General features: G+C 69.4%; 13 protein-coding genes. 2 read left to right on the forward strand and 11 right to left on the reverse strand.

Annotated features, from left to right (window positions below; all coding sequences use genetic code 11):
* Nucleotides 1-13: 13 nt before the first annotated feature.
* The 7 genes from ACFYO0_RS20490 to ACFYO0_RS20520 all read right to left on the reverse strand — a co-directional run bounded on the left by ACFYO0_RS20490 (nt 14) and on the right by ACFYO0_RS20520 (nt 13673).
* A complete protein-coding gene (locus ACFYO0_RS20490; protein ID WP_388677719.1) occupies nt 14-5449 on the reverse strand; it encodes an Eco57I restriction-modification methylase domain-containing protein in 5436 nt (1811 codons plus the stop codon).
* 1 nt (nt 5450) lies between these two features.
* A complete protein-coding gene (locus ACFYO0_RS20495) occupies nt 5451-8501 on the reverse strand; it encodes a helicase-related protein (protein ID WP_388677722.1) in 3051 nt (1016 codons plus the stop codon).
* Between the two features lie 178 nt (nt 8502-8679).
* A complete protein-coding gene (locus ACFYO0_RS20500) occupies nt 8680-9882 on the reverse strand; it encodes a protein kinase (protein ID WP_388677724.1) in 1203 nt (400 codons plus the stop codon).
* Between the two features lie 50 nt (nt 9883-9932).
* Nucleotides 9933-10910, reverse strand: a complete 978-nt coding sequence (locus tag ACFYO0_RS20505; protein ID WP_388677727.1) for a hypothetical protein — start codon at nt 10908-10910, stop codon at nt 9933-9935.
* 179 nt (nt 10911-11089) lie between these two features.
* Entirely contained in the window at nt 11090-11854 is a 765-nt protein-coding gene (locus ACFYO0_RS20510; protein WP_388677730.1) for a nucleotidyltransferase domain-containing protein, read from the reverse strand.
* A 41-nt stretch (nt 11855-11895) separates the two neighbouring features.
* The gene (locus tag ACFYO0_RS20515) at nt 11896-12327 is read right to left on the reverse strand and encodes a hypothetical protein (RefSeq protein ID WP_388677733.1); all 432 of its coding nucleotides are present in this window, start codon (nt 12325-12327) and stop codon (nt 11896-11898) included.
* Nucleotides 12328-12521: 194 nt separating this feature from the next.
* Nucleotides 12522-13673, reverse strand: a complete 1152-nt coding sequence (locus tag ACFYO0_RS20520; RefSeq protein WP_388677736.1) for a peptidoglycan recognition family protein — start codon at nt 13671-13673, stop codon at nt 12522-12524.
* A gap of 367 nt (nt 13674-14040) precedes the next feature.
* Between ACFYO0_RS20520 and ACFYO0_RS20525 the strand changes: the two genes are divergently transcribed.
* Nucleotides 14041-14463 (forward strand): RidA family protein, encoded by a 423-nt coding sequence (locus tag ACFYO0_RS20525; protein WP_388677739.1) that lies wholly within the window; start codon nt 14041-14043, stop codon nt 14461-14463.
* On the opposite strand, the gene ACFYO0_RS20530 is transcribed toward ACFYO0_RS20525, so the two are convergent.
* Nucleotides 14460-15179, reverse strand: coding sequence for an aspartate/glutamate racemase family protein (locus tag ACFYO0_RS20530; protein WP_388677742.1), 720 nt, complete (start codon nt 15177-15179; stop codon nt 14460-14462). The two genes, ACFYO0_RS20525 and ACFYO0_RS20530, sit on opposite strands and share 4 nt — an antisense overlap.
* Nucleotides 15180-15181: 2 nt before the next feature.
* Nucleotides 15182-16663, reverse strand: coding sequence for an NCS1 family nucleobase:cation symporter-1 (locus ACFYO0_RS20535; RefSeq protein ID WP_388677745.1), 1482 nt, complete (start codon nt 16661-16663; stop codon nt 15182-15184).
* Nucleotides 16664-16898: 235 nt separating this feature from the next.
* Here ACFYO0_RS20535 and ACFYO0_RS20540 point away from each other — a divergent pair, with 235 nt between their 5' ends.
* On the forward strand, nt 16899-17594 hold the full coding sequence (locus tag ACFYO0_RS20540; protein ID WP_388677747.1) for a GntR family transcriptional regulator: 696 nt from the start codon (nt 16899-16901) through the stop codon (nt 17592-17594).
* Nucleotides 17595-17616: 22 nt separating this feature from the next.
* Here ACFYO0_RS20540 and pip read toward each other — a convergent pair whose 3' ends face one another.
* Nucleotides 17617-18582, reverse strand: a complete 966-nt coding sequence (gene pip / locus ACFYO0_RS20545) for a prolyl aminopeptidase (protein ID WP_388677750.1) — start codon at nt 18580-18582, stop codon at nt 17617-17619.
* Between the two features lie 9 nt (nt 18583-18591).
* Nucleotides 18592-19314 (reverse strand): uracil-DNA glycosylase, encoded by a 723-nt coding sequence (locus tag ACFYO0_RS20550; RefSeq protein WP_388677753.1) that lies wholly within the window; start codon nt 19312-19314, stop codon nt 18592-18594.
* Nucleotides 19315-19387 lie beyond the last annotated feature (73 nt).

The following is a 19387-nucleotide window of genomic DNA, read 5'->3' on the forward strand; positions in this document are numbered from 1 at the left end:
GGGACACGGTCGTTCAACAGGCGCTGTTCAGCCGGGCCTCGAAGTAGGCGTGTGCGGCACGCATCTCCTTCTCGCGGTCGGCCTTGTAGAAGGGCTCGGCGTAGCCCTCGGGCGGCTCGGTGCGCTCCTTCTTTTGGAAGGCCAGGAACTGCTCGTAGTTCTCCTTGGTCTGGCCGTACCCGTGGGTGTTGTGATTCCTCGCGATCTTGCGCCCCTTCCCATCGAACCACGTCTCAGCCTCGTAGTCCGACAGGACCGGATAGCGCGACTTGTAGATCGCTACGAGCTGGTCAGCGGTGACGCCGAGCCACACGGCGACCAGCGCGTCCAACTCGACGAGCGCCGCCCGGCGCTCGCACTCGGTTCGGAGTGGAGTGGCATACTCCCAGGCGGACTTGAGGTGTCCGGCCAGCGGGGCGACCCTTGGCCACTGCACTGCCCAGCCCTCGTAGCCGGGCCATGTCATGTCGTACAGCTCCTCCCAGAGGGGGGCGTACGCCTCGGTGAGGCAGTTGAGGCGGAGGGTGCGGAGGAGGAGGGCACCAGCGAGGGGGTGGTCGGGGTGGGCGTACGGCATCTTGCTGGCTTCGGAAATCCGCAGGTGCGACCGACCGCTGATGCGCAGAAGATAGTCCAGCGGCAGAGCGGCCCAGAAACCCGCATTGAGAGTGGTAGTGCGGTTGTCCGGCAAAGCCACAGACTGTACGGCATCGACGTGCGCTGGCCCTGGCGGGATCAGCGCAGCGAACAGGCTCCGCTCCGTGTCGAACGGAATCATGCACCGCCACGTCAGCCGGTAGAACTCCGTGTACGGCCGGAAGAGCCACAACCGCCGCCGCAGAAGCTCCCGTTGCTCGTCCTTCGGAAGCTCCAGCTCCTCCTCGGACAGCACATTGCCGCGGTTCGCCCACTCGTCGGCTGAGGGCTTCCAGCCGACGTCCAGGCGACCGTGGTCCAGCCAGCGGTCCTGCCCTCTCACGTAACGCTCTGGCGAACAGGACTCGGGCCGCACGTAGTTCGTGCGCGGGACGGCACGGGCGGGCAGCGCCGTCAGATCCCAGCCCGACCAGTCCCGGTTCGTCCGGCACGGCATCTTGGGCTGCTTGTTGAACGGAGTGCCGCCCGCGAAGTGTGGTCCTTGGAGCACGAGGTCCCGCAAATCGTTGCAGAGAGACGTCTCCCAGCGGATGAGCCCGTCCTTCTTGGCATTGGTCTCGTTGTACCCCTGGCTGACCGGCCGCTCCCCCAGCCTGTCTTCCACCGCCGACATGGCCTCGATGGCGCCCTGCTCGTAAGTGGTCACCGGGTAGAGCAGCGCTGCCTGCGAAGGCGGTACCTCCGTCTCGCCAGACAGCTTGTGCCATTGGGCGAGCAGCTCGGCGTCCACATCCACTAGGCGTGCACGATGCGGTCGCCGTTCCCACTGTCCCTCGTGCTTGATGCCGGGCAGATCACCCTGACCGTCGTGGTCAAAGGAATCCCGCAGTGCCACGGGGTCGAACAGCCAGCTGACGTGCGTGAACTGCACAGGTCTGTCCGAACCGTAGATGTTGACCCCGAATTGCCGGGTCCCCTCCACGTCCTCGAACAGCTGAAGCCGGTTGGAGAAGTGTGCGTGTACCCGCAGGTGTCGGTAGGACGCCGCCCTGAGCCGTCCCTCGTTCACCCCGCTGAAGTGCGAGTCCAGATGGATTAGCCCCGCAATCCCGTCCACACCGGAGTTCTCCCACGCCTGACACATGAACGCCCGGTACAAGTCCGGCCGTGTACCCGCCAACAAGGGATACGCCACCGGCGACCCCAGGAACCTCGACATCGCGCTCACCGCAGCAAGCTCACCCAGGTAGTACCGCAGCGCCTCCGAGTCCCCCAACAGCTCGTCCTTCCGCTCCTGCCGTACCGTCGCCGCAGGCTTCTCCGTGAGCATGAACCATGGATCCCGCTCGGCGAGGACCTGGTTCTCCAGCCACTCGGGCCGTACCCAGGGCGGATTCCCCACCTGCAAATCGAACCCACCGCTCTCCCCGCGGAACACATGCGCGAAGTGCAGCTCCCAGTGGAAGAACCCGTGCCCGTCTTCGGCCTGTATGTCCTTCTCCGTGGAGCCGGCGACATCCCAGACCGTTTCGAGCCACGGGAAGCGGAAGCGCAGCTTGCCGGCGGCGTCCATGCCCATCTGGCCGTCCACGTGCCCCTCGAACGCCGTGAGTTCAGCCAGCGCCTCGTCCACCGGAAGCTTGTCGATGCCGTCCAGGAACGAACCCTCCGGCACGTCCTTCGTGCCGAGCACGCACTCGACGAAGTCCAGCCAGTCGTCCAGCGTCTTCAGCGGGATGGACCGCCGCCACCGGTCCTCCTTGATCCGGGACACGCGACCGGTCGCCCCACGCTTCCTCCTGCCCTCCAGGCCCTTGTCCGGATCCCCGGCCGCGAACGCCCCCTGCTCCCCGTCCGGATCGTCGAAGATCCCCGCCGCCTCCCAGACGAGATCCCCCGGAGCGGGTCCCGCAGGCTCGGGCGGCGGCGCGGCCTCCGGCTCGCTCACCTCCGCCTCGGGTGGCGTGCCCGGCCGTTGACGCAGGTCGCCCTCCGTGACAAGGGCGCCCCCGGTCTCGTACACATACGCCGAACCGTCCAGCTCGGCCACCTTGTCGAGCGGCCAGAACCACAGCGCGCACCACGCGTCCATGACCGTCTTGAGCCGCCAGTACGGCGTACCGCCGGCCGTCAGATCGTCCAGGATCCGCTGCCGCTCGACGGCCTCGCCCGAGTGCTCCAGCCAGTCCGCGCCCCACACGTCGATCCGTCGCGACACCTTCCGCTCGGACAGTTCGAGCCGCTTGGCGACCAGGCTCCACAGGAACTCGACCCGCCGGGCGACCCCCTGCAGCCGCCGCTGATCAGTCTTCTTCTTCGGCGCCTTCTGGATGCCCTTGCGCCAGGCCCCGAGCGTCGCGGCCTCAGCCTCCGCGAGCTTCTTGGCCTCCGGTTCGGCGGCGACCGCGCCCCACCCGGCGGCCGGCAGCAGGAAGTGGTGGACGGCGCCCTCGGGCAACTCGCCCTCCCGGAAGGGAAGTTCACGCGGCGGCAGCGGGTCCTTCTTCGCCAGCCAGGCGCCGGCGGGCAGATCCTCGGCCGCGTACACCTTCCGTCCGGCCCCGATGAGCGAGTTGCCGCGCCGCAGGTGCAGGCCGAACCACGGCGCCTGCATGCCGGGGTGCATGGTGTTGAGCCACAGCGACACCTCGGCCAACTCCACGGCCGTGGCGTTCAGGTCGACGCCGTACGCGTTGTGCAGTGCGATGTACGCCTTCACCTTCTGCAGCTCGATCTGCCGCTGCTCGGGGTCGACGCGCTGCTTCAACTCCCGTTCCCGGCGCCGCAGATACTCCTCCGCCACCTGGTCGATGGCCTCGTTGAGGAACGCGCCGGAGCCCAGCGCGGGCTCGCAGATCTTCCACTCCAGCAGCTCGCGCGCCGGGGTGTCGTCGGTGAGGCGGTGCCGGAGCGCCAGCTCGACCGTCACCTCGGTCAGGGAGGGCGGCGTGTAGTACGACGCGGACGTCTGGCGGTCGCGGCCCGCGAGCCGGTACACGAACGAGCCCCTGGGGTGCGTGACCCGCCCGAGCAGGCCCGTGTCCTTGTCCTCGCGCTGGACGAAGACCTCGTCCGGATAGTCCTGCACCCTGGACGCCGGGATCATCCAGCTGCCCCCGGACGGATCGCCGCCCTTGGCCACCTCGTACAGGTCCTCGTCGGCGATGAAGCCCGTGTAGGACATCAACCCCTCGTAGACCGCGCCGAGTTGGTTGATGCCGAGCTGCGCGTACGAGATGAAGCCACCGCGCTCGCGGCCCTTGCCCTTGGTGAGCATCAGGCGGCGCAGCACGCGGTGCAGGGTCTCGTTACGCAGGCGGGTGTCCAGGTACGGGGGCTCCTCGGAGCCTTCACCTTCGTACCCGGGGTTCTCCAGGCGCCCCTGCCCGATGAGCCGTACCGCGCCCTCCTTGAACAGCTCCGACCGCAGCGGCTCGAAGCGCAGCCCGGTGTCGGCGCTGAGCGCGGCGGACCGGCGCAGGCGGCCGGCCTCGTGTACGCGGTCGGTGTGCTCCTGCCGCGTGATGGCGCCCTCGGCGAGGAGCCGGTCGGCCTCGTTCTCGGCGTCCTTCGCCTGCCGGTCGGCGGCTTCGGCGGCCAGGTCCTCGGGTTCGCTGCCGTACTGGCGGTGGCCCTTCTCGACCATCTTGAAGAGCAGGTCGAGGGACTCGTACAGGTGGAAGCCCTGGCGGGACTTCTCGCCGATCAGGTCGCGGACGACGAGGTCGCCGAGGCGCTGGAGGCCATACCCCTGGGCGTACTCGGGATACGCGGACGGCAGGATGCCGAGCGCCGGCTGGGACTCGGCGTAGAGGAGGAAGAGGATCCGGTAGAGGTAGCGCAGCGACTCGCGGCTCAGCTGTTTGGCGAGGCGGGCCGGGTCGTCCAACCGGTCCGGGGTGACGCCCTGTTCGCGCAACCGGGCCAGCACCTCGTTGGCGATCCACTCGACGGACAGGCGCAGGCCTTCGCGGAGTTCGGTGGAGACACCCACCGCGTGCTTGCCGGACTTGTCGACGAAGTCGGCGAGCGGCGCCGTACCGCCCTCCTCGGGGACGCGCATCGAGTCGGCGCCGAACAGGGCGGCGATGGTGTCGAGTTCGCCACCGCTGCGGTCGTCACGGCGGTGCAGCGCGGTGTCGAGGCTGACGGCGAGGTAGCGGCCCTCGTGCCAGGCCATGCGGTCGGCGAGGACGATGACGCCGCCGGCCAGGAGGAGGACGTAGCGCGGGGGTTCGTCGCACTCGAAGAGGAAGTCGGTGAGCGCCTTGCCGTCGGTGAGGCGGGCGGAGGCCTCCAGGGCGACGGGGTGCAGGAGGCGGCCCGGGCCGTCGGGATCGAGGGCCGCGTCGGGGCGGGCGGTCCAGCCGCAGGAGACGGCGGTGATCAGCCCTGGTTCGTGGTGGGCTGCCTGGACGGCGTACTCGTGCCCGGAGCGGTGGACCGCGACCGTCTGCTCGTGCGCCGCGGTGAAGCCCAGCGCGCGGAGCGTGTCGAGGTGGAGGCCTGTGAGGCGCTTGGACCAGTCGGCCGGGGCGGGTTCGTCGGGGTTCGCGGCGGCCTCGGCGTCCTGCTCGAAGGCGGCGCGGCTCGCGAAGTACGGGCCGTGCAGGGCACGCAGGCCCTCGCGGGGCGTGCGGGCGCGTGGCGGGACGGTGTCCGCGTCTACTGCGTTCTCGCCCATGCTCTTGGCGTCGGCAACGGCTTCGGTATGGCGGCGGCGCTCCGCCTCCTCGAACGCCGTCCAGCGGGCGAGCAGTCCGTCCTTGGCCTTGAGGTCCTTGGGCAGGACCTCGGCCAGGTAGTGCGCCGACAGGTAGTCGCCGTGGTTGACCAGGGAGTCGTAGGTCACGTCAGCTCTCCGCGGTGATCGCCGTCGCCGGAGTGGTCTCCGGGGTGGCGGGCTTGTCGAGGACGGCCAGTACGCGCAGCAAGGGGCGGCCCGTCGTCTGCAACTGGTCGAGGAGGTGCGCCTGTTCGTCCGCGGTGTCCTCGATCTGCCGCTGCCGGCGGCTGGACAGGCCGGGCAGCAGGGACTCCTGACGCCATTCGGCCAGCTGCTTGCGGTACTCCGCGAGCGGCTCGCTGATCAACTCGTCCCAGGCGTCCTTCGTACGTTCCAGATGGTCGCGTGCCGCCGAAACGGCGGCCGGGACAAGGGACTTGAGGCGGTGCGGGTCGCGCGGGCCGCCGGTGACGGGGAGCGCGGGGCCGACGCGGGCGGCGTCCAGGGCGGCGGAGAGCGGGCCCACGACCGGCGTACTGGGCAGCCCCGTGACGGCCATCCACTTCACGACGGTGGGACGGCCGAGCGCGTTGGAGTAGATGCCCTGGATCAGGAACGTGGGGTGACGGACGTACGGGGACGCGATGACCGGCGCCTCCTGGCGGCCGAACTGCACGAGCACCTTGTCCGTCAGCCACTCCACCACCGGGTGGATGTCGGTGAGGAAGGAGACGTTCGGCCACTGCGTGTCCGAACTCTCGCGGGCATCGCTGAGCTTGCGCTCGGCGAGCGTGCGGTCGAACGTGACCAGCATGCGCTCGGCCACGCCCTGCTCCCTGAGATAGGAGGGTGGCAGCGCCTTGAGCCGGTGCAGCAGATCGGGCGCCTTGGCCGGCGACAGGGACAGGAACTCGCCGCCCTTGGGCACCTTGGGATCCTTGCCGCGAGCCAGCCCGATCACGTCCTCGGCCCGCTCCTCGTACAGCTCGGCGAGGGCCGCGTCCACGAAGGCGGAGGTGTCGCCCTCGAAGAGGCTCGGCACCTGGGCGCGCGGCGGCAGCTCGTGCTCGGTGATCGAGTCGACCTGACCGAAGAGATCGGCGAGCATGCCGTCGTCGTCTGTGGCCGGCGCCGAGTCGAGGAAGTCCTCTACGGTCCCGCCCTCGACGAGTTCACGGATGAGCCGTCGTTCCTCTTCCTCGGCGCGGTAGTAGCCGGTCTCCGCCTCGGCCGTGCCGTTCAGCTTGTGAGCCTCCTCCTCCCGCTGGAGAAGCTTCTCGGCGACCGTGCGGTCGTCCTTTGCGGCGGGGTTGACGGAGGTGAGGATCAGGGCGCGGAACTGGGGCTCGTACTTCTGCCCGTACCGGTCGATACGGCCGTTGCGCTGCTCGATACGGATCAGCGACCACGGGATGTCGTAGTGGATCAGGTGGTGGCACTGCCGGTGCAGGTTGACGCCTTCGGAGGCGACGTCACCGGTGAAGAGGAGACGTACCGGATTCTCGGCGAGACCGAACGCCTCAAGGACCTTCTGCTGCTCGTCGTCGCTGAGCCCGCCGTGCATGAGGCGGACGGCCTTCGCGTTCTCTGTGGACTCCTTCGCGGGGAACCCGAGCCTCGGGGGAACGACCCTGGCCAGCCACTTGAGGGTCTTTACGCGCTCGGAGAAGACGACGGCACGTGTGGTGCTGCGCGGGCCGACACCGATCTCCTTGAGCTGCTCGACGAGGGCGTCCAGTTTGGCGGAGTCGCCGGGTGCGCCGCCGTCGCCGATGGAGTCGGTGAGCGCGCGCAGCCTGACCAGGGCGTCCTGCTCACGCTCGACGGCGGGGTCGGGCCGCTGCCCCGACTCTTCGGCCTTACGGGCCTTCTCGGCGAGGTTCTTGGCGCGGGTGGCGACCGTCTCTCCGAGGGCCACGTGCGAGGACAGGAAGGTCTTGAGCAGGTTGAACGGGAAGAGCCGGTCCGTGCTGACGGACTGCCGGTCCTGGTCGGCCGTTCCGAACTCCGTGCTGCTGGGCTTGACCGGCAGCCAGTGCTCGGTCAGCTCCGCGAAGACCTTCTCCTCGGCGGCGGTGGCGGTGCAGCGCAGGGAGACGGTGGGGCCGCGATCGGCCCATTCATCGCCCATCTGATCCCGGACTTCAGGGCTGATCTTCGTCCGCCGGATGAAGAGATGCCCGAGGTCCTTCTCCGGGTCGTAGTGGTTCGGGTCGGCGATGGCGGCCGGGTCGAGGAGCGAGATCAGGTCGGCGAAGGACTGCTTGTCGCCGTTGTGCGGGGTGGCGCTGGCGAGCAGGAGGGCATCGGTGCGCGGGCCGAGGATCTCGGCGAGGGCGCGGCGCTGGCTGCCGGGGTTGATGAGGTTGTGGGACTCGTCGATGACGACGGCGTCCCACTGGATGCGCTCCAGGTGGTGGCGGTACTGCCCGATGTTCTTGAGCGTGTCGACGGAGATGATCACGCGCTTGTAGTGCGTGAACGGGTTGCGTCCCGCCGGGATTTCCCGCTGGATGCGCTGAATACCGAGGGAGTCCAGGCGGACGAGGGGGATGGAGAAGCGGGTCCACAACTCGCGCTGGAACTGCTCCAGAATGCTCTGCGGCGTGACGACGAGGATCCGCTCGCCCCGGCCACGGCGGATCAGCTCGGCCAGGATGAGCCCGATCTCCAGCGTCTTTCCGAGTCCGACCACGTCCGCGATCAGGATGCGGGGGCGCAGGTTGCGCATGGAGAGCGCGAGTTCGGCCGGGCGCTGCTGGTAGGCAAGCGGGTCCAGCAGGAAACGGTCCGCGAGCGCGAGCCCGCGCTCGGACTGCGGGAGCGGGGTCTTGCGCAGGACGGCTTCGAGGAACAGGCGGCTGCGGCGGAAGTAGGAGGAGGTGTCGGGGACCAGGCGGGTGCTCTCCGGTTCGAGGAGGTCGACGGTGTCGATACCGGTGAAGAAGACGGCTTCCTCGTCCCGCACGAACTCCGAGACACCGATGGCTTCGATACGGTCGCCGTCGTGGACGCCGACCCGCTTGGCGTTCTTGACGAGCCACTCCTCGTCGCGGACGAGGATCTGGGCGCCGGGGGGATACCTGGTCTCTTCCCGGGGCTCGGTTCCGGGCTCGGGGTGGGGCTCGGTTCCGGCCTCGGGGTGGGTGTCGGTGTGGGCGGCCCCCTGGTCTGCCACGCCTTTTTCCTCCGTGAAGTGCGCGTTGCGGTGCATGCTCCGGTGAGTCTTTCACGGGGGTGGGTGGGGGCGGAGGGGTCGTTTGGCCCTCGTTCGGATGCGGTGGGGAGCGGACCGGGGTCAGGCCGGGCCGTATCTCAGGTGGCCACAGATCCGTTGACAGAAGCTCCGGGAGCGGTCAGAGACGGGCGTCGCGTGCGTAGGCGGCCCGCATGCGCTCGGCGATCTGGAGGGGTGCGGAGAGGCGGGACATGGGGTCAGCCGAGCGTGAGGAGAGCCGCGCTCCGGGCTGGGCGACCAGCACGGGCTCGGGCTCGGGCTGGTGCTCGGCCCCGGACTTGGCCCCCGGCTCCTGGTCGTACGGCTCGTCGGATTCCCATTCTCCGGGCTCCGGCTGCCGCTGGTCCGAGGGCTGCTCGGCGTCCTCCTCGTGTGCGGCCGGGTCGACAAGCGTCGGGGCGTAGCCCGCGTCGGGGGACGGCGGGGCTTCCTGCGGCTCCTGCTGCGGCGTGGCAGGAGTCCGGTCCGTGAGCCTGCGCTTGGCCTGGGCCGCCGTCATCCCGCAGCCGTGGATGACGCTCACGAGCCGCCGGGTGACCTCGTCCAGCTCAGGCCGCTCGGTGGAGTCGTACGCGAGCATGCCCTCGAGCACAGGCAGCAGCTCGGGCGGCAGGCCGGACAGGTCGGGCGCGGTCTTCGGATCCTCGATCCGGAGCGCGACCGCCTGCCAGGTGGGGCCGGTGTACGGGTAGTGGCCGGTGGCGGCGTAGAGCAGCACGGCCCCCAGAGCGTAGACGTCGGCCGCCTGCTGTAGGTCGTGTTCGCCCCGAGCCTGCTCGGGAGGCATGCACAGCACGGAACCGACCACGAATCCGGTGGCCGTCAACATGGAACGGCGCTCCGCGAGGACCGCGAGACCGAAGTCGATCAGCTTGGGCCCGTATTCGGCGAGGAGGATGTTCTGCGGTTTCAGGTCGCGGTGCAGCAGCCCGGCCTCGTGCACGGTGCCCAGACCCTCGGCGAGCAGCGCGCCCAGGCTGGCGGTCTCGGCGAGGGGCAGCGGCCCCTGCTCGGTGATGAAGGTCCGCAGATCGGGACCGGCGACGTACTCGACCGCGAGCCATGGCTGATCGGCGTGCGCGTCCGCAGCGACGAAGGCGGCGACGAACGGGCCGTAGACCGTCTTGAGGCTGTCCACCTCCAGCACGAACCGCGCCCGGGTGTCCTCGTCGAGTACCGATGACTTGATCACCTTCACCGCGACCTGAGAGCCCGCGGCCGACTCGCCGAGATAGACCTGCCCCATCCCGCCGGCACCGATCCGGCCCCGCAGGGTGTACCCGCCGATCTCCACCGGGTCGTCGTCCTGCAGTGGTTCCACGGGCTGTCGGCCTCCCCCTTGGTCAAGTGTGCGCTGCTCGTCGTGCCTCGTCAGGCAGTGTAATGAGCGTTGTCCTCTTCCATCCGTCCCGACCAGATACCGCTCATGAGCTCCCGCCGCTCCTTCGGTGCGGGCAACCGCCGGAAACCGCCCGGGCTCTGCCGGTGTATGCAGTCGATGCCGTAGCGGTGCAGCAGCTTTATGTCCTCGTGCTCCGGCGCTTCCGGGAACAGCCCTGCGAGATACCGGGCCGGGGAGGGACTGTAGGGCGCGTAATCGAGGAGCTGTGCCAGAGCCTGCCTCACGTGAGCGTGCCTCGGGGTGCTCTTGGCTTCGATCACCTCCGCCCCATCGGCAGCTTCCACGTATATGTCGCTGACACCGGCAGGACAGAAGAACCGCTCGGCCTTCTGACCGCGATCAGCGAGGAACTGCCTGTACGTGCGGACGAGTTCGGCCTCGTAACGGTCGACGACGATGAGTCGCCGAGTGCGCTGATATCCCGTCCGGCGCGTGCGCAGTTCCTCCGCGGCCGCGACCCGAATCACGTCCCGGTCCCGGCCATCGAGGCGTTGCCGGACGACGGGCTGGGATGCCGCGTCCCAATCCGTACCCGGCGTGATCATGAAGTCCTCCAGTACCGCGCGTGCCTTGTCACCTCGCAGGACCATCTGGCCAGGGAAGTTGTGAGTGGGCTTGTATCCAATGCTCGCGTTCAGCTCCGTGTACGGGATGTCCGACGAAACCAGGTCCGCGAGGCTGTAGACGGTGTGCCAGCTCTGCTCACCGGGCGCCGGAGGCCACAGGCGATCGGCGAACGCGCGATTGCGGAAGATCGCCCCCACCTCTCCTATGGCCCGCACGCGGTTCTGGCCAGTGAACAGGACCACGTCGCCTGTGGTCACATCGGCGAACTTGCCGTCATGAGCGGGGGTCGCGCCCCAGAACCGGGCGCGCGCCTCCGGGTGAAGGGCCAGGAGACTCTCACGCTCCTCGGAGGCCAGGAGCCCGTCGTAGCGCCGTGCCATGAAGTCCACCGGTTGTTCGACCGTGTCTGCCCAGTGACGCCGTGTCCCAGCGCTCCCATAGGACGGGGAAATGAGAACCAGCACTCCGATGCCTCCGTGCGGTCAACTGTCTGTCGTGTGCCGAAGGTTCACGCCCCCCGGCCGCCTCCATCCACCGTCCCGAGAACGCATGGTCGAGGCTATCGAGAAAGGTTCACTGCCTGACTGAAGAGGGTCTCGGCCTCCGCTGTCGCCCGGGCCAATGCGTCCGGATCCGGGGTCAACTTCCCCACCAGCGCGTCGACTTCCCGCAACCCCGCCCTCTCCAGCACCCCCTTCTCATTTGTGACCCACTCCCCCCGCGCCGCCAGCACCGCATGCGCCGTCTGCGTCGCCGCGACGGCGATCGCGCCCGCGACCTGGGTGAGGGCGCCCTTCGGGGCGTGGCCTGCCTTCGCATAGGCGAGGGTGGCGGTGGCCGTGCCGTACCAGCGGTCGGGGGCGGTCTTGCGCAGGGCCTGCGGATAGGCGGAGGGGCGCCGCAGTTCGCCCCGTAGCACCTTGTTGATCGCGAGCTCGGCGACGAGCAGGTACGTGGGGATTCCCGCGAGGTGGAACATCAGAGGCTCGACGTGGAAGCGGCCCTCCTCGGCCTCCGCGTACACGTGCTCGACGACGTCCAGGTCCCGATAGTGGACGTCCACACGTCGGCCCTCGATCGTCAGCCACGCCCCACCGTTGAAGACTCCGCCGCCCCACCCGCCGATCTCCGAGACCTCACCCTCCCAGCCGATGGCTCGCAGGTCCTCGGGGTCGAAGGCACCGCGGTAGTACACCGCCAAATCCCAGTCGCTGTCCGGGCGGTGGGTGCCCTGGGCTCGGGAGCCGCCAAGGGTCACCGCATGGACCGTGGGGAGGGCGGCGAGGCGGTCGGCGACGTGGTCGAGGAAGGCGGAGTCGTTCACTGGACGTCACTCCTCGGAGGTCACGAGAGGTACTACGGGTCCTACGGGTGGCGTCGCGGGGGTTCGCCGACCGTGTGCGCCTGGATCACCATGCCGTGGTGCACGCCACCGCTGATCGTATTGTGCGTGTTGTGGACAGTTCCGCTGTGCTGCCGGGCCGCCGACTCTGGCGCCAACTCGTCGAGCAGCGCCCGGAGCTCGGCAGCCGCTGCCGGGTCCTCTCGCAACGTGCGCCTCAGGCGGCTGCGCCATGAGGCCTGTACGTCGGCCGCGGCGTCCTCGTCCTCGGTGTCCCGCGCGGCCACCAGCTCCGCTCGCGACTCCTCCAGCTCCCCCTCGACGACCTCCTCGTTGCTCCCTCGGGAGAAGAAGGCGGCGACGCGGTCCCGGACGTTCCCCCAGCCGTCGGTCACCATCTGCTGGACGAGCGCCGTCGCTCCGGCCGCCGCCAGTGCCGTCAACTCCGCGTCCATGGGGCCCCCTTCATCGCCGTACGCAATGCGCGTGATGCGGAGCCTCCACCGTAATCCCTCCGACTGACAGCCCTCGCGGACTGGCAGCTCTCCGTCAGCCGGCAGGGGATGCCCGGCACGTTCGGCCTGGCATCCCCTGGCGGCTGGTCGGGCTGGACTTCAGGGCCGCCCGTCCCCCGGAGTCCCGGGAGGGGTCAGCGACCGGCGGCCACCGCGTCGCGCAGGGCGGCCAGTTCGTCGTACATCACCTGGCCGGGGCACTCGGTCTGCATCCAGTCGCGGTGACCGCTGATTTCCGGTACGTCCCTGGTGGTGCCGTTGATCGGGTTGGTGTACGTGACCTGGGCCTTGGGGTCGACTCCGTGGAAGCGGACGAGGACACGGGTCAGGCGGGTGAGCGCCTCGCGGGCGGCTTCGGTCGGGCCCTGGGTGGTCAGGGTGCCGAGGAGGGCGATGCCGAGGTTGCCGGAGTTGAAACCGGCGGCGTGGAAGGCGGTGACGAGGTTGCCGTCGCCGTCGTGGGCCGGGATGCCGTCGTCGCCCGAGAAACGGCCCTCGTAGATGGTGCCCTTCTCGTCGATGAGGAAGTGGTAGCCGATGTCGCCCCAGTCGTTGGTAACCGCGTGGAGCTCGTAGATCGCGCGCACCGTGGCGGCCGGGTCCGGGTCGGCGTTGACGGAGGCCGTGTGGTGGACCGTGAGGGTCTGGAACGGGTAGTACGCGGTCGGCGTGTTCTCCGTACCGTCCGGCTTGAAGCGCAGCGATTCGTCCGCGCCCCAGGCCGCGCGCGTCAGGTAGGCGATGCCGCGCACCCGGGTCGTGTCCTGCGGAACGGCCACCTTGCGCGCCGGGCCCTGCTTGGTGTCGATGGCCAGGGACCGCAGTTCGGTGGCGCCGTCCGGGGCCTTCACCTCGTAACCGGAGGCCTGGCCTGCGGAGACGAGCAGGACACCGCCGTTGCTGTCCGAGCAGCCGCTGCCGCTCAGGTCTTTCCAGGCGCCCTGGCTGCCGTCGGCGTCGGTCAGCCGGATGCCACCGCCGGCGGCTTCGCGCGTGCCTGCCCAGGTCACGCCCACGTAGGCGATGGGAAAGGCGGCCTCGACGTGGGCTTCGCCGGTGGCCGCCTTGGTGCGGGTCTTGGGGAAGTTCTCCGATGTCGTACCGGGTTCGACGGCGGTGGTGTCGGCGTTGGTCGTGCCGGTGTCCGCGTCGGTGGACTCGGAGTTGGTGGTCGCCATCACGGCGGGGGTGATCGCCGCGCCTGCCGCGACCGCACCGGCGGCGCCGATGAGCCCACGCCGGGTGACGCGGGACTTGGGGCGATGGGAAGTGGGGGGAACAGTCATCGGGGGGATCCTTACAGGGTTCCGTGGTCGTTCCTGACGGCTACAGGGGCATACGGGCCCCGCGCGCCAGCCGTGCTTGAAGACGCAAGGGATCATACGGTTCCCGGATGACGTTTCGGCCGCCACCCTCCGGGAAATTGGCCGGAGTTGACCTACTCCGCGGTAGGTCCGGCTCGTCTCGCGAGACGGGGTGAGGCAGGGCGGGACGGGGCCGCTGTTCGCCCCACCCTGTCTCCCGCCCGAATACTCGGATGCGCGACCGCCACCGCCACCCGCACGATCGGCAGGCCATCTCTCGTCAAGTCGCCGGAAGCCAAACCACCGGAAGTCACCGCTTGGCGAGACCCCGCCGAACCCGGGAGACCCCATGCTCAAGCGCGTCACCGTCCCCACCCTCTTCCCGCCCCCGGCCTACTCCCATGCCTCCGTGGTCGAAGCGGGCACGCGCCTCGCGTTCCTCGCCGGAGCCGTCCCCCTCGACGCGGGCGGAAAGCTCGTCGGCGAAGGGGACCCCGTATGCCAGGCCGAGCGGGTCATCGCCAATCTGCGCGAGCAACTGCACGCCGTCGGCAGCGACTTGGCGCATGTCGCGTACACCGACGTGTACGTCGTGACGAACGACCCCACCGTGCTCACGGAGGTCTGGGACGTCGTCGAGGCCTCCGGGCTGAGCGCCGGCCCGCATGCGTCGACTCTCCTCGGGGTCTCCTGCCTCGGCTACCCGGGCCAGCTCGTCGAGATCACGGCGACGGCCGTCGTACCCGAGCCAGAGTCCGGCGTCACCCGCTAGGGAACGTCTGTCGGCCCCCAACTCCGCCTCTTCGGCAGCGGTTTCGCGTAGCTCCCGGCGCGGCTCGTCGTCAGGCCCAGGCTTACCAGGGACTCGGCCAGTTTCACGGCTGCGGCGACTCCGTCGACGACCGGCAGGCCCAGCTTGTCGCCGACCACCCGTTGGAGCCCCGTCATTCCGGCACAGCCGAGTACCAGTACCTCCGCGCCGGCGTCGCGGGCCCGTTCGGCGGCGGTCACGAAGGCCTCCTGTGTGCGGAGGGAGTCGCCGAGGTCGAGAACGCCGAGGCCCGTGCTCACGACAGCGGCGCAGTTCTGGGCGACCCCGGCCGCGTACAGGCTGTCCTCGATCTGCCCGCGCGAGCGCTCCAGCGTGGTGACGACGCCGTACCGGCGGCCGAGCAGGCAGGCGAGATGGGCCGCGGCCTCGGTGATGTCGACGACGGGTACGTCCACGAGCTCCCGTACGCCCTCACGCCCGTGCTCCCCGAACCCCGCCATGACGACGGCGTCGTACGGCTCGTCGTACGTCCGCAGAGTGTCGAGGACGGCAGCCGCCGAGAGGTAGCTGTCGAGCCAGCCCTCCACGGACTCGGGCCCCCACGCGGGGGTCAGACCGGTCACGGTGGTGCCCGGGCCTGCGGCGGCCCGGGCACCTCGTACGATTTCCGCGGTCATCTCCTGCGTCGTATTGCAGTTGGTGACGACGATCCGCACGTTCAGCCCTCCACAATGGCGGGCTCGGAGGCAGCGGCTTCGCCGGCGGCGCGCTCGGGGCGGCAGAGCAGGGCATACAGCCCGGCGGCCATCGCCGTCCCGATGAACCACGAGTACGGAGCGATCGCGCCGAAGTCCTTCACCAGCGCGAGCACCGCCGACACCGCCGCCGCGGGCAGGAACGCCCACAGGGCCTTGGGGTTGACGCCCTTGCGGTAGTAGTACCGGGACCCGGGTGTGGCGTTGAAGAGCGCTTCGACGTCGATACGGCCGCGCTTGACCCAGAAGTAGTCGAGCATGATCACACCGAACAGCGGGCCCAGGAAGGCGCCGAGGCCGCCGAGGAAGTACTGGACGACCGTGGGGTTGGAGAAGAGGTTCCACGGGGTCACGACCAGCGCGGCCACCGTGCTGATCATGCCGCCGACCTTGAAGGTGATCTTCTGCGGCCAGACGTTCGCCAGGTCGTACGCCGGCGAGACGAAGTTGGCGACGATGTTGACGCCCATGGTGGCGATGGCGAAGGTGAGCGCGGCCAGCACCAGCACCCAGGTGTTGCCGACCTTGGCGACGAGTTCCGCCGGGTCGGTGATGGCCTCGCCGAACACCTCGAGCGAACCGGCCGTGACGATGACCGACACGACGACGAAGGCCGTCGAGTTGATGGGCAGGCCCCAGAAGTTGCCGCGTTTGACCGTCTTGTAGTCCGGCGCAAAGCGCGAGAAGTCGCAGAAGTTGAGCATGAGCGTGCCGTACGTGGCGAGGATGAGCCCGATCGCACCGAACCACTGCCGCCACTGCTCACCCGTGGAGACCGGATGCGGGGTGTCGGTGAGTGAGATGGTCCAGCCGGCCTTGGCGAGGATCCACACGGCGAGCGCGATCATCACGACCCAGATCGCCGGACCACAGAAGTCCTGGAACTTGCGCACCGACTCCATGCCCTGGCTGATGATCAGCGCCTGGAGGATCCAGAGGGCGAGGAAGGAGATCCAGCCGAGCGCGTGCAGGCCCAGGAAGTCACTGTGGGTCCAGGACTCCAGTCCGGGCCAGGCCGCGAGCAGCATGACGTTGACGGCGACGGAGGCCAGGTAGGTCTGGATTCCGTACCACATGATCGCGATGACGGCCCTGATCAGGGCCGGGATGTTGGCACCCCAGACGCCGAAACTGATGCGGCTGACGACCGGGAAGGGCACACCGTGGCGCTGCCCGATCTTCCCCATCCAGTTCATGCCGATGTAGATGATCACGAAGCCGACGAGCAGAGACGTGAAGACCTGCCACACGTTCATACCGAGGACCAGCAAGCCCGCCGCGAACGTGTAGTTGCCGAGGTTGTGGACGTCGGACATCCACATGGCGAAGAGGTCGAAGACCTTCCAGTTGCGCTTCTTCGCGGGCGCGAGGTCTTCGTTGGTGAGCCTGGGATCGGGGACGAACTCGGTGGCGCTCTGGGCGGCGGCCGGATCGGCGAGGGACACAGGACCTCCAGGGGGAGGGACGGAGGACGGAGAGCCGGGGGGTGGGGAGCGGAGGGGGATGGGGACCGGGACGAGCGTGAGCGGAGGGGTGATCGCTCGCGTTCGTGAGCGGAGGGTGATCGCTCGCGTTTTGGTATACCAAACTTGCGTTATGGTCCCGCCGCCAATGGCACTCGGCAATGTCCGTACGGTTACAGCTCGGTAAAACAGCCCCCGGTTCGACGAAGATGGAGCCATGACGACGGTGGAACCGCTGGGGGCAGTGCGTGAGCGAGTCCTCGCCACGCTGCGGCAGGAGATCATCACCGGGCGGCTGCGGCCCCGCGACCGGCTGGTCGAGCGCGAGCTGGCCGACCGCTTCGGAGTCTCCCGCGTCCCGGTCCGCGAGGCGATCCGCGCCCTTGTCGCCGAGGGCTTCGTCCACTTCGAGACCCCGCGCCGCACCGTCGTACGCCCGCTGACCCCGACGGACGTCAAGGAACTCTTCGAACTCCGCGAGGCCCTGGAGGTGTACGCCACCGGGCTCGCGGCCCAGCGCGCGACCCGGGCCGACCTCGCCGAACTGGAGGAACTCCTCGACCGCGCGGCCACCGCGACCCGGGCCGAGGACGCGGAGGTGATCCCCGAGATCAACACCCGCTTCCACGACCGCATCCTGTCGATGGCCGACAACGGCCTGCTCATCTCGGTCATGGAACCGGTCGCCGGCCGCGTACGCTGGCTCACTCACCAGAATGAGGAGTGGCCCCAACTCCTCGTGGAACACCGCGAGTTGTACGCCGCCATCGCCTCCGGCGACCCGGAACGCGCCCGCGCCCACGCCCTCGCACACGTCCAGGCCAACTACCGGTCGACGGTGCGGCAACTCTTCGGCGACGCCGAGGCCGGCTCTGGAGGCCATGTAGAGGGACATGCGGGAGGACATGGGTGAACGGGGCGGGGGGGCGGTGGCCTCAGCGGGCCGCCGCGTACCGGTCCGTCGCCGCGACCAGCGCGTCTACGACGTCCGCCGCTCCCGCGTTGTGGCCGACGTCGTCGATCAGGGTCAGTTCGCTTCCGGGCCAGGCGTGGTGGAGGCGCCAGACGGTGCCCAGGAGGTTGCCGGGGTCGAGGCTCCCCTGGACGAGGGTGCCGGGGATGTCCTTGAGGAGGGGGGCGTCCCGGAGCACCACTCCCTCCTCGTTGCCCTCGCCGAGGAAGCAGTCGTTGCCCCAGTAGTGCGTGACCGTGCGGGCGAAGCCCATGCGGAACACCGGATCCTCGTAGCGGGGGATCGAACGAGGCGGGGCAGGCGCCATGGCTGTCTCCCAGTCGGTCCAGGCCCGTGCCGCCCGCGCCCGGACCTCGGGGTCGGGCGATTCGATCAACCGGTTGTACGCCGCCGCCAGATTCCCCTCGCGCTCATCCTCGGGCAGCTCGGCGAGGAACCGCTCGAAGGCATCGGGGAAGAACTGCCCGAGCCCCCTGGTCAACAGGGCCGTTTCACGGTTGGCCCCGGTCGCGACGGCCGTCAGCACCAGCTCGGAGACGGCGCCGGGGTGCGTCTGCGCGTACCGCAACCCGAGCACCGACCCCCACGACACGCCCCAGACCAGCCATCGCTCGATCCCCAGGTGCCGCCGAAGCCGCTCCAGGTCGGCGATGATGTGCGCCGTCGTGTTGACACTCATGTCGGTGTCGTACGCGCTCGCGTGCGGCGTCGAGCGTCCGCAGCCGCGCTGGTCGAGGAGAACGATGCGGTAGGCGGCCGGGTCGAAGTACTGGCAGAAGAGAGGGCTGCTCCCGGAACCGGGCCCGCCGTGCAGCACCACCGCGGGCTTCCCGCGCGGACTGCCGCACACCTCCCAGTAGACGTGGTTGCCGTCGCCGACGTCGAGCATGCCGTGGTCGTACGGTTCCATCTCCGGATAAGGGGGCATCGGGCGACCCTAGCCCGCATACGGCCTGGTCGGAAGCCCTGCCGCCTCCGCTGCGGTGCGCAGCACATTCCGCAACATTTCGGGAGTGAGGCGCCTGGTGAAGGTGTTGCGCTGGCTGACGTGGAAGCAGCCGAACAGTTCCAGCGGGTTGTTCGTCGGGCTCTCCAGTGCGATCCGCGCGCCATGGGAGAACGCCGGCCGGGGGCGGGGCACCGTCCAGCCCGCCTCGGCGAACGCGGGCAGCGCGGCCTGCCAGCCGAAGGCCCCGAGCACGACGACCGCCCGGAGGGTGGGCCTCAGCAGCTTCAGTTCGGTCACCAGCCAGGGGCGGCAGGTGTCGCGCTCCCAGGGCGTTGGCTTGTTGTCGGGCGGCGCGCAGTGCACGGGTGAGGTGACACGTACGCCGTACAGGGTCAGCCCGTCGTCCACGCTCAGGGACGTGGGCTGCGACGCCAGCCCCACCTCGTGCAACGCCGCATACAGCACGTCCCCGGAACGGTCCCCGGTGAACATCCGCCCGGTCCGGTTCCCGCCGTGCGCCGCGGGAGCGAGCCCGATGACGAGGAGTGAGGCGTCCGGTGGTCCGAAGCCCGGCACCGGACGGCCCCAGTACGTCCAGTCCGCGAAGGCGGCGCGTTTTGTACGGGCCACCTCCTCCCGCCAGTCGACCAGCCGCGGGCAGGCCCGGCAGCCGGAGACCCGCGCATCCAGCTCGGCCAGGCTGTTGTCCATGCCCACAACGGTATGCCTGGAATGCATGCCCGGGATGCCGGTGTGAGGCGGGGTGGAAAACGACTCCGACTAC

It is taken from the genome of Streptomyces sp. NPDC006365 (assembly GCF_042870755.1).
In the GTDB taxonomy this organism is placed as follows: domain Bacteria; phylum Actinomycetota; class Actinomycetes; order Streptomycetales; family Streptomycetaceae; genus Streptomyces; species Streptomyces xiangluensis.